This is a genomic window from Nicoletella semolina, assembly GCF_004345745.1.
GTDB lineage: Bacteria > Pseudomonadota > Gammaproteobacteria > Enterobacterales > Pasteurellaceae > Nicoletella > Nicoletella semolina.
Genome location: NZ_SLXJ01000014.1, coordinates 38,258 through 52,867 on the forward strand (window position 1 = coordinate 38,258; position 14,610 = coordinate 52,867).

A 14,610-nucleotide genomic window follows, 5' to 3' on the forward strand; every position below is an offset into this window, starting at 1 on the left:
AAAATCCATTTTCAGGCAGCCTGAAAATCAAAAACCACCGCTCATCATCACGATAAACGGTGTTTTGTTGTTTATTTGGCACGCTCACCAATCCATTCTGCGACATCATCATTGATTTTTTGTCCGCCTTTTTCAAGCATAAGCAAATGCCCAAAATTCGGATACAGCACCAAACTTTTATCGGCGGACTTGGTTTCATAATAAAAATCAATAGCATCTTTTGGTACGACAAACAAATCATCATTACCGCTAATGAGCATCACAGGGGCGACAAATTTATCGTCATTGTCTTTAAGATATTGAATGCCTTCTTTAAAACTGTTGGCAAAGGACACGGAGAATTTTTCCAGCATCAAAGGATCGCTTGGCAACGAAAGCCCAGCCCCCATATCAGGCATCGGCAGATTTAGGGTTTTATGAGCGACTTCAAACCCATTGACAAAACTACCCTTTGGTTCAGGGCGTGGCAAATGCCCAAAATTCATCTGGTTATAACGCAAAACGCCTGCCGCCAAAATAAAACCGTCCGCCCCTTGTGGGTATTTGGTGCCATATAATGCCGTAATATGTCCGCCCATACTGTGTCCCAACACAAAAACAGGCGTGTTTAGATTTTCACGCTTGGCTTTTTCTATAACAAGACGCAAATCTTCCACCATCTCAGAATAACTGTTGATATGAATACTGTCTCGTCCGTCCGATTTGCCGTGCCCACGATGATCAAAACGGTAAACCGCAATGTCGTTGTCCACCATCTGCTTGGCAAAATCACCAAACACCCCAGAATGGCTTGCCAAACCGTGTGAAATCACCAAAATGGCTTTGGGTGTGGTGCTGGGAAGGTCTTTTTGCAGGTACAAATTTAAGCCGTCAAGGGTGCGGATTTTTTGAATATTGGCACTTTTTACGGTGCTTTGTGTGGTGTGATTGAGCGTTTGTGCGATTGCCACATTCCCCAAAGATAGACTAAGTGCAAGGGCGATGGTAGTGGTTCTCAATAAAGTTTTCATCAAATTTCTCTTAACAGTGAATACAATGGAGGTATTTTAATTTATTGAAATTTAAATAAGAATGGCGATATTTGAGAAGTTGGTTTTTAGATTTGGAAGGATTGATATTGGCACACTAACCGCCACCTTTGCAAAATTTTTAACGCGACTGACCGCTCGTTAGCCATCAATAAACCACCTTAGTCTACCAAAAACAGAATAAAACCGCTAAAATAGCCCAGCACCGTTGCAAATTTGCAAATACTAAACCAAAACCCTGGCCAAACTTAGCCCCTTTAATACTATGATCAACTTAAACGACCTACACTTATTCACCGTGATTTATCAAACAGGCAGCCTCTCGCAAGCCTGCCAGCAATTGAATTTATCCATCGCCACCGCCAGCCGCCGACAGTCTCACTTTGAAAAATCACTCAACACACAACTTTTTTATCGTCACAAAACAGGCGTAACGCCCACCCTTCAGCATTAATGGGGGCATTTTTGGACTTTTGTGAGCGGTTTTTGGGGGATAGAGGCAGGGAATAGAAATCAGTATTTAATATCCCCATTTCGGATATTTTCCAAGGCTTCCCAGCGTTCAAAGGCTTGCTCTAAGGCGTTTTCTTTTTCAGCAAGTTGTTGTAATTTTTGCTGAGTATAAGCTGGATCTTGGGCAAAAAATTCAGCACTGTTTACTTCCGCTTGTAATGATGTAATCTCAACCTCCAATTGCTCCATCATCGTCGGCAGATTTTCCAGCTCTCGCTCTTCTTTGTAAGATAACTTCAGCTTCTTATTGCTATCTGATTTGTGTTTTTCTTCTACAAGTGGGGCTTTTTCTGGTTCTTTTTGCAGTGTTTTTGGTAATTCCGACCGCTTGTTATTCAGAATTTGGGCTTCAAAATAATTGGCTTGTTGCTGTTTCGCTTCAAAATATCCTCCCACATATTTATTGACAACACCATCCCCTTCAAACATAAAGCATTCAGTTACGGTATTATCCAAAAATTGCCTATCGTGGCTGACAATGATGAGGGTACCTTGATAATCTGTTAATAATTCCTCAAGCAGTTCTAAGGTTTCCACATCAAGATCATTGGTAGGTTCATCAAGAATCAATAGATTATTAGGCTTAAGCAACAATTTAGCCAATAACAATCGATTACGCTCTCCACCTGATAGTGCTTTAACTGGGGTCATTGCTCGTTTAGGCGGAAACAAGAAATCTTGTAAATAGCCCAAAACGTGGCGTTTTACGCCATTAATTTCAATATCCTGTTTACCGTCAGCCACATTATCCATTACGCTTTTTTCTAGATCTAACTCCGCCCGATATTGATCAAAATAAGCTACTTCTAATTTTGTGCCACACCGCATAGAACCTGATGTTGGCTGGATTTCTCCCAGTAACAGCTTAATTAATGTGGTTTTACCAATCCCATTTGCACCGATTAAACCAATTTTATCACCACGCAAAATCGTGGTAGAAAAATCTTTCAATAATGTCTTGCCCTCAATTTCATAGCTGGCATTTTCTACTTCAAATACAATTTTGCCTGAACGAGCACTTTGATCGAATTGAACTTTCGCTGTGCCTAATACTTCTCGGCGGTTTCTTCGCTCTTCACGCAATAATTTTAACGCTCGCACACGTCCTTCATTACGAGTTCGACGAGCTTTGATCCCTTGGCGAATCCACACTTCTTCTTGAGCTAATTTTTTATCAAATAGCTCATTTTGTAGTGCCTCTACACGCAGATCTTCTGCTTTGGTTGTTAAATATAAATCGTAATTCCCAGAATAAGAGACTAATTTCCCACGATCCAAATCAACTATTCGAGTTGCCATTTTGCGAATAAATGCACGGTCGTGGGAAATAAAAATAATACTGCCTTTAAATTCTAGCAGCAGGTTCTCCAACCACGCAATGGTTTCAATATCAAGGTGGTTAGTCGGTTCATCAAGTAAAAGCACATCAGGATCTGCCACTAACGCTCTTGCGAGTGCGGCACGGCGAACCCAGCCGCCAGAGAGTTCACAAAGACGCTTATCTGGATCTAGCTCCAGTAATTTCAATGTTTCTTGGATACGGTTTTCAAATTGCCAACCATTAGCGTGTTCAAGCTGAGCTTGTACTTCTGCTAACTCTGCCATCAAGCTGTCCGTAAATTCATTTTGCATTTGTTGTGAAATGTAGTGGTATCTTTTTAACAATGCAGATAAATGAGCAATACCTTCTGCAACGTAATCAAATACACTCTCTTCGATGTGGCGAGGTGGATCCTGCTCCAAACGAGCAATGATGGTATCTTTTTCAAATAGCAATTTACCATCATCAAGTTGCACCTCACCCGCCAAAATTTTCATCAGCGTTGATTTGCCAGCTCCATTGCGTCCAACGAGACAAACTCGCTCCCCAGCCTCAATATGTAATTCGGTATGATCCAGCAATGGTCTGTCGCCAAAGCCTAAATACGCATTAGAAAGATTAATTAACGCCATAATTGTTTCATCTTAGTTTATAATGCACTGATTCTAGCAGTTTTTGTTTAGCTTGTAAGCGGTTGATTTTGCCAAAAATTTTACACACAATGCCTGACATACAATTTATACGATAGATGCAACAACCGTGTGCAATACTCATTAACGTCTTTATTTTTTGGATACATTTATGCCTCAACAACACCTCTCACGCCAATTTAATACAATTGCAATCGTTGGAAAACCCCGCCACGAGATTGCCTTAGAAACACATTTGGCTGTCTATAATTGGTTAAAAGACAGAAAATATCAGGTGCTCGTTGAAGAAACGATAGCACAACAGCTACACCTTCTGCCTACACACTTAAAACACATTGGCGAAAATGCTGATCTCGTGATCGTGATTGGTGGCGATGGCAATATGCTTGGTATCGCACGACAACTTGCACAATACCACGTTCCGCTAATCGGTATTAATCGTGGCAACCTAGGCTTTTTAACCGATATCGCCCCTAAAACGACCTTTGAGCAGTTACATAATTGCTTAGAAAGAGGGGAATTTTTTATTGAAGAGCGTTTTTTACTTGATGTTCAAATTGAACGGTACGGCAAAATGATTGATAGCAATAACGCTTTAAATGAGATCGTTGTCCATTCTAGCCAAATCGCTCGTATGATTAACTTTGAAGTCTGTATTGATGGCAAATTTGCCTTCTCTCAACGTTCTGATGGATTGATCATTGCTACCCCCACAGGCTCTACCGCCTACTCACTTTCCGCTGGTGGTCCAATACTGACCCCTAACCTCAATGCTATCGCACTTGTGCCGATGAACCCACACAGCCTTTCCTCACGTCCTCTAGTCGTAGACGGCGATAGCCATATTTCCTTGCGTTTTGCACAGTCCAATCAAACCAATCTTGTTATTAGTTGCGATAGTCAGCAATTATTACCTTTTAATGTTGATGATCGAATTATTGTGCAGAAAAGCCCACATAAATTAAAATTGCTGCATTTAAAAGATTACAATTATTTTAATGTCTTAGGCTCAAAATTAGGTTGGCTAAGTAAGCTATTTTAATTTTAGAAGGCAACCTTTTACGCTGAGTCATTCGCTCCCGCAAGTAAAAAACAGAGGAAGGTGAAAAAAGAGAAAAAAGGAAGAATGTAGAAAACATTTACACAAGCAAACTCGCAATAGTGAGGAATTTTCGTTCAATTTCTTGCCATTCTGTACTAGCCTCTGAGCCTGCTACAATCCCTGCACCTGCATATAATGTGATGTTTGCATTTTCTACTAAGGCGGATCTGAGCGTTACACAAAATTCTGCAAATTGAGGAGCTAGATAGCCCAATGCTCCCGCATACCAACCCCTTGCAGTCTGTTCATTGTCACGAATAAATTGCTTTGCCTTATCACGAGGCAAACCTGAGACGGCAGCTGTGGGATGAATGCGATTAAGGCAGTCCACATCAGAAACAAAGGGCTTCAAGCTAGCTTGAATTTTTCTCTGCAAATGTTGCACTTTCTTTAATCGCTTAATCTCGGTCGCTTGTACACTTATTTCTTGTATACAATTAATCAACTGATTAGAAATATCCTCAACCACCAATTGATTTTCATAAATATTTTTACCGTCGTTTAATAACCATTGAGCATTTTGTTCAGTTTGCTCAGCATTCTCCGTTACCGCCACCGTACCTGCTAAAGCCTCAGTATAAAGCTGTCTCCCAATACGCTGATACAGGCGTTCTGGACTTGCACCAATGAAAATATGCTGCGCATTTTTTGCCCATAGAAAATGGTAGCTACCGTGGTTATTCTGCTGACTTAGCACTGAAAGCGAATAGGCACAAAGTGGTCGCTCGAATTGTAATTTTGTTGCGTTCGCCAACACAACTTTTTCAAAATGCCCAGCATCAATCGCAGCAAGGGCTCTATCGATCATTTCTTGCCATCTTAAAAAATCACAATCTAGTGCACGATAAATCGGTGTTGAAGCCCTAAATGCAGGCAATTCAAGCCATTCAAGCTGTATTAAAAACTGTTCACAAACAGTAAATTCAGCTAAACAATCCGTATCTAGGGTAAGATAAGCGGTTAATTTTTCAGCATTTTTTTCAAAATAAAAGCGAGGCAAAACAAAATAGCATGATCCTTCAAATCGAAGCCCACCAAATAATTTAAACGGATAATGTTGCTGAAAATACTCAACTTCAGCTAATGAAGCAAGCTGGCGAACCGCACCAACAGAAACGAAAGTGAGTGCCTGATCACGACTTTTCCAGAAAAAATGCGGAAAGCAATCTTGCCCTTTAAGCCAGCTCACTAACTGTAAATCATCTAAATCAAGATTATTTTCGACTTGAATTTGGCACAAACCTTGTTTGGGCTGTAAGGCGGCTAATTTCTGACTAAGTTGTTGTTTTAATTCAGTAAAAAAGTGCATTTGCAAAAATTTTCAACGATTCGATCGCTTAACAAAAAAAGATGGGTTATTTTATCGCATTTCCTCTTTTTTTTCCTTATAAATCGGAGTACAGTAGATTGTTTTTGATTAATATTTCCGACAGGAACGCATTATGGAACGTTTTCCAAAATCTGATAAATTAGCACACGTTTGCTACGACATTCGTGGTCCAGTCCACAAAGAAGCCCTACGCCTTGAAGAAGAAGGGCATAAAATCTTAAAACTTAATATTGGTAATCCTGCCCCTTTTGGGTTTGAAGCTCCTGATGAGATTTTAGTCGATATTATTCGTAATCTCCCAACCTCTCAAGGGTATTGTGATTCCAAAGGGCTATATTCCGCACGCAAAGCGATTGTACAATACTACCAATCAAAAGGATTGCTTGAAGTTGATGTCAATGATGTTTATATCGGTAATGGTGTATCCGAGTTAATTACGATGTCAATGCAAGCACTATTAAATGATGGCGATGAAATCTTGATCCCAATGCCTGATTACCCATTATGGACGGCTGCTGCAACGCTTGCTGGCGGAAAAGCTGTCCATTATTTATGCGATGAAGAAAATGAATGGTTTCCAAGCATTGAAGATATTCAATCTAAGATCACCCCTCGCACCAAAGCCATTGTGGTCATAAATCCAAACAATCCAACAGGGGCTGTTTATAGTCGTGCATTATTACTTGAACTGGCGGAAGTTGCTCGTCAGCATAACTTGATTATTTTTGCTGATGAAATTTATGACAAGATTCTCTACGACGGTGCGGTTCATCACCATATCGCTGCTCTTGCACCTGATTTACTGACCATCACATTTAATGGCTTATCAAAAGCCTACCGAGTAGCAGGTTTCCGTCAAGGTTGGATGTTACTTAATGGTCCAAAACGCCAAGCGAGAGGCTATATTGATGGATTAGATATGCTGGCCTCAATGCGATTATGTGCGAATAATCCAATGCAGCACGGTATTCAAACGGCACTAGGTGGCTATCAAAGTATCAATGAATTCATTTTACCTGGTGGGCGTTTGTTGGAGCAACGTAATAAGGTCTATGAATTACTTCTCCAAATCCCAGGGATTAGCTGCGTTAAGCCGAAAGGGGCGATGTATATGTTTCCAAAAATTGATACCGAAATGTATGGTATTAAGAACGATCAACAATTTATTTATGATTTATTGCAGCAGGAAAAGGTATTGCTAGTACAAGGATCTGGATTTAACTGGCATAAACCTGACCATTTCCGTGTTGTAACCTTACCTTATGTGTACCAATTAGAGGAAGCTATTGGGCGTTTAGAGAAATTTTTAAAGCATTATCGCCAAAGCTAATTTTTATAAAAATCATTTAAAGCGGTGGGTTTTACACCGCTTTTTACTATGTATTTTCTACGTTTTACTGCACTTTATTGTATTGTCATTTAGGGATATGTTTATGGGAAAAGGCACTGCGTTTTCTATTACTGCTTCGCTGCTCTTTGGAGGGCTTTACTATTTATCAACCACACTATCCCCTCTCTCTGGCGAGGCAATTTATGGTTTTCGGATTTGGGTTAGCCTACCATTTGTGATTTCTGCAATTTTTTTATTTAAACAGACCGCTCAATTCAAGCAATTCCTACTACAGCTACTCGCTCAGCCAAAATTAGTTGCAATATTATGCCTAACGGCTGCTATAACAGGTTCACAAATGTGGCTTTTTGTTTGGGCTCCCAATAATAACGCCGCAATTGATGTTTCTATTGGCTATTTACTAATGCCTATTACGATGGTCGCAGTGGGCTACTTTGTCTTTAAAGAAAGATTATCAATGTTTAAAATACTTGCTCTTATTTTCGCTATTATGGGTATTAGTATGACTATCCTTGCTCAAGGATCACTCTCTTGGACAACGTTAATGGTTTTAATTGGCTACCCTGTTTATTTTAGTTTACGCAAATATTTTGGCATTTCTCACCTTTCGAGCTTTGTGTGCGAAATTATCTTGATGTTACCCATTGCAACTTATTTTGCTTTTCAAGCAGATATATCAAGCATCATACAACAAAATCCCAATTTCCCCATTGCTCTCACAATACTTGGCGTAGTAAGTGGGTTAGCACTAATCTCCTATATTATGGCAAGCAGCCTTATTTCGATTAATCTTTTAGGGCTACTTAGTTATATTGAGCCATTTGCAATGCTACTGGTATCATTTATCATTGGTGAAACATTAAATGAAGACGCATACTTACTTATGTTCTGCCTATCAATTGCCATTCTATTTCTGATCATTGATGGCATCGTTGTACTAAAAAAGCAAAAATAAAGCCTAAATTTATCAATGTAAGTTTAGGCTTTAAAAATGAGGTCATTATTTAAACATTAAAACGGAAATGCATTACATCGCCATCTTGTACGATATATTCTTTCCCCTCTAATCTCCATTTACCTGCTTCTTTTGCTCCATTTTCACCTTTAAATTTTACAAAATCATCATAAGCAATCACTTCGGCACGGATAAAACCTTTTTCAAAATCTGTGTGAATAACGGCTGCGGCTTTTGGTGCGGTTGCGCCAACAGAAACTGTCCACGCCCTCACTTCTTTCACACCTGCGGTAAAATAGGTTTGTAGATTGAGTAAAGCGTAACCTGCTCGAATCACACGATTTAAGCCCGCTTCTTCAATCCCTAAATCTTGCAAGAAATCCATTTTCTCATTATCATCTAATTCTGCAATCTCCGCTTCAATCGCAGCACAAACAGGCACAACAACGGCGTTTTCTTTTGCGGCGATTTCACGCACACGCTCAAGGTATGGATTATTTTCAAAGCCATCTTCATTGACATTCGCAATATACATTGTTGGCTTCAAGGTCAAAAAATTATAGCCCTTAATTGCGTGTAGCTCATCTTTATCTAACTCAACCGAGCGAATCATTCCGCCATTTTCAAGGGTTGGCAAGATTTTTTCCATAATAGATAGCTCAAATTTTGCTTCTTTATCGCCACCTTTAGCTCGTTTTTGTAAACGCTGTATTGCCCTCTCACAACTATCTAAATCAGCTAAAGCTAATTCCGTGTTAATGACATCAATATCATTCGCAGGATCAATCTTACCTGCAACGTGTACGATATCGTCATTTTCAAAACAACGAACAACGTGTCCAATAGCGTCCGTTTCACGAATATTTGCCAAAAATTTATTACCTAACCCTTCACCTTTACTTGCACCAGCAACTAAGCCTGCAATATCCACAAATTCCATTGTTGTCGGCAACACTCTCTCAGGCTTAACAATTTCTGCTAGTGCATCAAGGCGAGGATCTGGCATTGGCACAACACCTGTATTCGGTTCAATTGTGCAGAATGGATAATTTGCTGCTTCAATACCAGCTTTGGTAAGTGCATTAAAAAGGGTAGATTTGCCCACATTTGGCAAGCCTACAATACCGCATTTAAATCCCATAATTTTTCCTATTATTGATTAAATTTGTAAAATTTTGCTTGGAAATAACCGCTTATTCAAATCTCTTTCAACTCCTTCTTTGCTAAAAAGGCGTTAGAGATATTTATCAGTAAGCATTTGGCTAAAATAAATAAGCACGCTTGCACGATCCCTATAAAATGGACAGAATTCTAGCAAAATTTTGCCAAAATCGCACCGCTTGCTGTAATTAAATTTGAAATTAACGCTAAAGGTAGGCACATTTTTCGCTTTTTAAATGCCATATTAGCCCTTAAATCCATTTAGGCGATTAGTCGCTTTTACCACACCATCTTTAAAAAGCAAGCACACACAACTCGTGGCTTCATTAATAACCTTATCTAACAACGCTCTATCTTCTGACGAAGGTTTACCCAATACATAAGCTGCAACTAATTCTTTACTATCAGGGCGTCCAATACCAATGCGTATACGGTAAAAATTATTAGCATTCGCTAAATTAGCAATAATATCTTTTAAGCCATTATGACCGCTATGGCCACCGCCTTGTTTAATTTTTACCGAACCTACAGGCAAATCTAACTCATCGTGAGCCACCAAAATTTCTTCTGGTTTAATCCGATAAAAATTTGCTAATGCCCCTACAGCTTTACCACTTAAATTCATAAAAGTGGTCGGCACTAACAGTCGTACCTCCCCCATTGAGGTATTAATTTTGGCCACTTTACCAAAAAATTTTGCCTCTTCCTTGAGATTCACATTAAATTCACGAGCAATCTCATTGATTAACCATTCCCCTGCATTATGACGAGTACCTTCGTATTTTGCACCAGGATTGGCAAGACCAACTATTAGCTTAATTTGAGTCATATTTTTTCCAATTAAATACATAGCAAAAAGCCCTTGATAAACTCAAGGGCTTTTTAACTTGGATAAGTCTAATAAAAATAATTGGCGGAATGGACGGGACTCGAACCCGCGACCCCCTGCGTGACAGGCAGGTATTCTAACCAGCTGAACTACCACTCCGCAACAGACGAGGAGTATATTAATCACTTCCAACTACCTCGTCAAATATTTTTTACATGAATATGCACAACTGTTTCTTTACTATACAATTCGTCTCTTTTTTAATTCATCACAGCCCATTCCTTTAAGCCAAATGCAATTTCCCTTTGATTTCTTATCCAGTAAGCCTAAATAAACATTATGTGCTTGAATCTCTTCATCATCAGGTTTAAGTACAACCAAACCTGACGTATCCAAAATAACCGATGTTTGAATAACATCTTCAACACGACTTTCAACTTCTTGCTTTGTTTCTTCCTCTGTCAGTAAGGCAATTTGCCCTCCCGTCATCAATAAAAACACATCAGCAAGAATTTCAGCGTCCAGTAACGCACCGTGCAACATACGCTTGCTGTTATCAATACCAAGCCGATCACATAAGGCATCTAAATTATTTCGCTTTCCAGGATACATTCTACGAGCGAGTTGTAAACTATCAGTAACAGTACAAAGTTCTGCAATTTTTGGCGGCGGGTTTTCCAAGGCTGAAAATTCGTGATCAATAAATCCCACATCAAAGGGAGCATTATGAATAACCAATTCAGCCCCTTGAATAAACGCTAAAAATTCATCAGCAATTTCAGCAAAGGACGGTTTATCCGCTAACATCTCGTCAGTAATTCCGTGAACCTTCACCGCCTCTTGATCAACCATACGAGGTGGCTTGATATAAACGTGGTAAGTCCGCCCTGTTAAACGGCGATTAATCACCTCAACAGCACCAATTTCAATAATATTGTGTCCAATATGCGGTGCACCATTAAAATTCATACCCGTCGTTTCGGTATCTAATACAACCTGACGTAAAATTTGTTCATTCATTAAATCTGACCCTTAAGCGGTCAAGATGACATATTTTTTGTAATATTGACCGCTTGTTGTGGATTAATTCATCGTTTTTGTTAATTCATCAATGGCATTTTGATCAAAGAAATGCTGCGTGCCACAGCATTCACATTGAATATCGATCACGCCATTTTTCTCAACCAACATTTCTGCAATTTCATCTTTAGGCAACAACATCATTGCGGCACCAGAACGTTCTCTAGAGCAACCGCACTTAAACATCGTTTGGACAGCAGGGTAAACTTCAACCACCTCTTCGTGAAATAAACGGTACAATAAGTCTTCCGCATTTAATTCAAACAATTCACTTTCTTTGATCGTTGCCGCCAATGTTGCCAAATGCTCAAAATCTTCAGGTGTGCCAGTACCATCTGGCACAACTTGCAACAATGTTCCTGCCGCAACAGGCTGATTTTGATATTCTCCAATACGAATAACTAATTGTGTAGCAAGCTGTTCCGAACGAGCAAAATAAGCTTCTAAACATTCACTTAAGGTCGGTTTATCTAATTCAACCACCCCCTGATAACGCTCGCCCTTTTCAGGTAAAATAGAAATAACTAACACTCCATTACCAATCATCTCCATCAAACTTGCATTATCACTAAGCTCTCCTTCCACACGAGCCAATGCACGCAATTGCTGTTGATGATTGCCATTTACCACGGCTAATTTTAACGCACCATCACCTTGAATTTGAACAGTAATTGTTCCTTCAAACTTTAACGTTGCCGTTAATAAACTTGTTGCCACTAACATCTCGCCAAGTAAATTTTGTACAACTTTTGGATAAAGATGGGTATTTAGCGTTTCTACAAAAGTATTATTTAATCGTACCCATTCACCACGCACTGCACGGTTTTGAAATAGGAAACGGTATAATTTGTCATTATCTTGACCTTGAAAATTACTCATAACATTCCGAATTAATTTGTTTAAATTGAATCAAATCTCGCCGCTCTTTCTTATTTGGACGACGATCAGGGTGAGGCATTGAAAGTACATTTGCTTTCCTTGCAAAAGCAAATTTTTCTCGATTCTCAATGCTATTTAAGGTTTCTTCATATAGTCGCTGAGCTTCTGCAGCCCCTCGCCGATGAGTACTTAATGCTAATACAATGACCTCTTTCTCTTCATTGCCCTGCCTAAGCTTAACCTTAGCCCCCACCTCAACAAGTTTACTGGTTTTCGCTCGCTGTCCATTATAATGTACTTTCCCACCCTCAATCATTGATTTTGCGATCGTTCTCGTCTTATAAAAGCGAGCTGCCCATAACCATTTATCTAAACGCACATCATCGTGTTGCTCAACTCGATTTTGTTTATCCTTCCCCTGCTTATCGCCAGTCTGTTTAACATCAGTCATTTTTCGTTTTCTCATCAGCTTGAAAGTAGCCAACAACAGTCTATCTTGGCACTACAAGATAGGGGATTTTCAAATTTTTTCAAGCAACAAGCGGTTAAATGAAAGAAAAAATTTGCAAAAATTTAAATTACGCTGTATTCTCTCCCAATCAATTCAAATTAGACTAATCTAAATTAATCTTTTAATCCTTTCTTAACACAATTAAACATTTCTAAAATTTATGCATCTTACAGAACTTAAAAATATCCCCGTATCGGAGCTTGTTGCGATCGGCGAAGAAAAAATGGGGCTAGAAAATCTCGCTCGCTTACGTAAACAAGATATAATCTTTGCTATTCTCAAACAACATGCTAAAAGTGGCGAAGACATTTTTGGCAATGGTGTGCTTGAAATTCTTCCAGATGGTTTTGGCTTCCTTCGCTCTAGTGACAGCTCATACTTAGCAGGTCCTGATGACATTTATGTCTCGCCAAGCCAAATTCGTCGCTTCAATCTACAAACTGGCGATAAGATTGAAGGAAAAATTCGCCCACCTAAAGAAGGTGAACGTTACTTTGCACTCTTAAAAGTCGATCAGGTCAATGACGACCGTCCTGAAGTTTCTCGCAGCAAAATTCTCTTTGAAAACCTCACCCCTTTACACGCAAACTCACGCCTTAGAATGGAACGTGGCAATGGCTCAACCGAAGACTTAACCGCTCGCATTTTAGATCTTGCTTCGCCAATTGGAAAAGGACAACGAGGCTTAATCGTTGCACCTCCTAAAGCAGGAAAAACGGTCTTATTACAAAACATAGCCCAGAGCATTACACATAACCACCCTGAATGTGAACTCATTGTTTTATTGATTGATGAACGTCCTGAAGAGGTAACTGAAATGCAACGTTCTGTGCGAGCAGAAGTTATTGCTTCTACCTTTGACGAACCAGCCACACGCCATGTACAAGTTGCTGAAATGGTTATCGAAAAAGCCAAACGTGCAGTTGAACACAAAAAGGATGTTATTATTTTATTGGATTCCATTACACGTCTAGCAAGAGCTTATAATACCGTTACGCCAGCATCAGGAAAAATTCTCTCTGGTGGAGTTGATGCAAACGCATTACATAGACCCAAACGTTTCTTTGGTGCTGCTCGTAATGTTGAAGAAGGTGGCAGCTTAACAATCATTGCAACAGCCCTTGTTGATACAGGTTCAAAGATGGATGAAGTTATCTTTGAAGAATTTAAAGGCACAGGGAATATGGAGCTACATCTTTCTCGTAAAATTGCAGAACGAAGAGTCTTCCCTGCGATTGACTTTAACCGTTCAGGAACACGAAAAGAAGATCTTCTCACAACGGCAGATGAGCTGCAAAAAATGTGGATTTTACGAAAAATTCTTAATCCAATGGGTGAGGTTGAAGCGATGGAATTTCTAATTGATAAGCTAATTGTCGCTAAAACAAATGAAGAATTTTTCGATATTATGAAACGTTCATAATCACAAAGCACACTTCTTTACAAACCTTTCTTTTATTTTTATAAGTCACCTCTAAAAGGTATAAATTACTCTAGAGGTGATTTTTGGGTCTATAGCCTCCCAAAGTTGGTAATGATTATTTATCTTACACTTTACCAACTCATTTTATTTAAAACCTTTGAGGTCGTTCAACGATAAACAATACTTATGCCCCTCATTAAACCACTATGTAGACGTAATTTGTCTTTATTCCTTGAATATCCCCCTAATATATAAAAATATAATCCATATAACGCTTTATATTTGTGTAGTTCAGGTACTTTGCTTTCAGATAAAAAAGAATGATGTAATAAATGAGAGAGGCTAAGATAAGGTAATAGAGTATAAAAAACCCCCGAGATTTCTCTCAGGGGTTTAGTTGCTTTAGTTTACTTGAATTAGTTTATTTGAATTCAGTTTATTTAAATAAAGCTCTGGCGATGACCTACTCTCACATGG

Annotated in this window: 13 protein-coding genes and 1 tRNA gene; 5 read left to right on the plus strand and 9 right to left on the minus strand. The window is 39.2% G+C overall.

The window, feature by feature from the left end; all coding sequences use genetic code 11:
* Positions 1-71 precede the first annotated feature (71 nt).
* On the minus strand, positions 72-1,010 hold the full coding sequence (locus tag EV693_RS08285; protein ID WP_132501915.1) for an alpha/beta hydrolase: 939 nt from the start codon (positions 1,008-1,010) through the stop codon (positions 72-74).
* Positions 1,011-1,293: 283 nt separating this feature from the next.
* Here EV693_RS08285 and EV693_RS08290 point away from each other — a divergent pair, with 283 nt between their 5' ends.
* Complete coding sequence (locus EV693_RS08290; protein ID WP_132501916.1) at positions 1,294-1,482, plus strand: helix-turn-helix domain-containing protein; 189 nt, start codon at positions 1,294-1,296, stop codon at positions 1,480-1,482.
* A 59-nt stretch (positions 1,483-1,541) separates the two neighbouring features.
* Here EV693_RS08290 and EV693_RS08295 read toward each other — a convergent pair whose 3' ends face one another.
* Positions 1,542-3,494, minus strand: coding sequence for an ABC transporter ATP-binding protein (locus EV693_RS08295; RefSeq protein WP_132501917.1), 1,953 nt, complete (start codon positions 3,492-3,494; stop codon positions 1,542-1,544).
* A 169-nt stretch (positions 3,495-3,663) separates the two neighbouring features.
* Between EV693_RS08295 and EV693_RS08300 the strand changes: the two genes are divergently transcribed.
* Complete coding sequence (locus EV693_RS08300) at positions 3,664-4,554, plus strand: NAD(+) kinase (RefSeq protein ID WP_132501918.1); 891 nt, start codon at positions 3,664-3,666, stop codon at positions 4,552-4,554.
* 97 nt (positions 4,555-4,651) lie between these two features.
* Here EV693_RS08300 and EV693_RS08305 read toward each other — a convergent pair whose 3' ends face one another.
* A complete protein-coding gene (locus EV693_RS08305) occupies positions 4,652-5,923 on the minus strand; it encodes an isochorismate synthase (protein ID WP_132501919.1) in 1,272 nt (423 codons plus the stop codon).
* A 133-nt stretch (positions 5,924-6,056) separates the two neighbouring features.
* On the opposite strand from EV693_RS08305, the gene EV693_RS08310 reads away from it, so the two are divergent.
* The gene (locus EV693_RS08310) at positions 6,057-7,274 is read left to right on the plus strand and encodes a pyridoxal phosphate-dependent aminotransferase (protein WP_132501920.1); all 1,218 of its coding nucleotides are present in this window, start codon (positions 6,057-6,059) and stop codon (positions 7,272-7,274) included.
* 103 nt (positions 7,275-7,377) lie between these two features.
* Entirely contained in the window at positions 7,378-8,250 is an 873-nt protein-coding gene (gene rarD, locus EV693_RS08315; RefSeq protein WP_132501921.1) for an EamA family transporter RarD, read from the plus strand.
* A gap of 49 nt (positions 8,251-8,299) precedes the next feature.
* On the opposite strand, the gene ychF is transcribed toward rarD, so the two are convergent.
* From ychF to hslR, 6 genes are all read right to left on the minus strand, one after another.
* Complete coding sequence (gene ychF, locus EV693_RS08320; protein ID WP_132501922.1) at positions 8,300-9,391, minus strand: redox-regulated ATPase YchF; 1,092 nt, start codon at positions 9,389-9,391, stop codon at positions 8,300-8,302.
* 264 nt (positions 9,392-9,655) lie between these two features.
* Positions 9,656-10,240 (minus strand): aminoacyl-tRNA hydrolase, encoded by a 585-nt coding sequence (pth, locus tag EV693_RS08325; RefSeq protein WP_132501923.1) that lies wholly within the window; start codon positions 10,238-10,240, stop codon positions 9,656-9,658.
* A gap of 82 nt (positions 10,241-10,322) precedes the next feature.
* A tRNA-Asp gene (locus tag EV693_RS08330) sits at positions 10,323-10,399 on the minus strand.
* Positions 10,400-10,480: 81 nt separating this feature from the next.
* Entirely contained in the window at positions 10,481-11,260 is a 780-nt protein-coding gene (gene dnaQ, locus EV693_RS08335; protein ID WP_132501924.1) for a DNA polymerase III subunit epsilon, read from the minus strand.
* Positions 11,261-11,323: 63 nt separating this feature from the next.
* Complete coding sequence (gene hslO, locus EV693_RS08340) at positions 11,324-12,199, minus strand: Hsp33 family molecular chaperone HslO (protein WP_132501925.1); 876 nt, start codon at positions 12,197-12,199, stop codon at positions 11,324-11,326.
* Positions 12,192-12,650, minus strand: coding sequence for a ribosome-associated heat shock protein Hsp15 (gene hslR / locus EV693_RS08345; RefSeq protein WP_132501926.1), 459 nt, complete (start codon positions 12,648-12,650; stop codon positions 12,192-12,194). The genes hslO and hslR overlap by 8 nt, the downstream gene beginning before the upstream one ends.
* A 220-nt stretch (positions 12,651-12,870) precedes the next feature.
* On the opposite strand from hslR, the gene rho reads away from it, so the two are divergent.
* The gene (gene rho, locus EV693_RS08350) at positions 12,871-14,133 is read left to right on the plus strand and encodes a transcription termination factor Rho (RefSeq protein ID WP_132501927.1); all 1,263 of its coding nucleotides are present in this window, start codon (positions 12,871-12,873) and stop codon (positions 14,131-14,133) included.
* Positions 14,134-14,610: the final 477 nt, after the last annotated feature.

What these genes read in the sequence shown, in the direction of transcription:
- EV693_RS08305 (WP_132501919.1), bottom strand. Translation starts at nt 5,923, where the DNA reads ATGCACTTTTTTACTGAATTAAAACAACAACTTAGTCAGAAATTAGCC.
- pth (WP_132501923.1), bottom strand. Translation starts at nt 10,240, where the DNA reads ATGACTCAAATTAAGCTAATAGTTGGTCTTGCCAATCCTGGTGCAAAA.
- EV693_RS08295 (WP_132501917.1), bottom strand. Translation starts at nt 3,494, where the DNA reads ATGGCGTTAATTAATCTTTCTAATGCGTATTTAGGCTTTGGCGACAGA.
- EV693_RS08290 (WP_132501916.1), top strand. Translation starts at nt 1,294, where the DNA reads ATGATCAACTTAAACGACCTACACTTATTCACCGTGATTTATCAAACA.
- dnaQ (WP_132501924.1), bottom strand. Translation starts at nt 11,260, where the DNA reads ATGAATGAACAAATTTTACGTCAGGTTGTATTAGATACCGAAACGACG.
- hslO (WP_132501925.1), bottom strand. Translation starts at nt 12,199, where the DNA reads ATGAGTAATTTTCAAGGTCAAGATAATGACAAATTATACCGTTTCCTA.
- ychF (WP_132501922.1), bottom strand. Translation starts at nt 9,391, where the DNA reads ATGGGATTTAAATGCGGTATTGTAGGCTTGCCAAATGTGGGCAAATCT.
- EV693_RS08285 (WP_132501915.1), bottom strand. Translation starts at nt 1,010, where the DNA reads ATGAAAACTTTATTGAGAACCACTACCATCGCCCTTGCACTTAGTCTA.
- EV693_RS08300 (WP_132501918.1), top strand. Translation starts at nt 3,664, where the DNA reads ATGCCTCAACAACACCTCTCACGCCAATTTAATACAATTGCAATCGTT.
- hslR (WP_132501926.1), bottom strand. Translation starts at nt 12,650, where the DNA reads ATGACTGATGTTAAACAGACTGGCGATAAGCAGGGGAAGGATAAACAA.
- rho (WP_132501927.1), top strand. Translation starts at nt 12,871, where the DNA reads ATGCATCTTACAGAACTTAAAAATATCCCCGTATCGGAGCTTGTTGCG.
- rarD (WP_132501921.1), top strand. Translation starts at nt 7,378, where the DNA reads ATGGGAAAAGGCACTGCGTTTTCTATTACTGCTTCGCTGCTCTTTGGA.
- EV693_RS08310 (WP_132501920.1), top strand. Translation starts at nt 6,057, where the DNA reads ATGGAACGTTTTCCAAAATCTGATAAATTAGCACACGTTTGCTACGAC.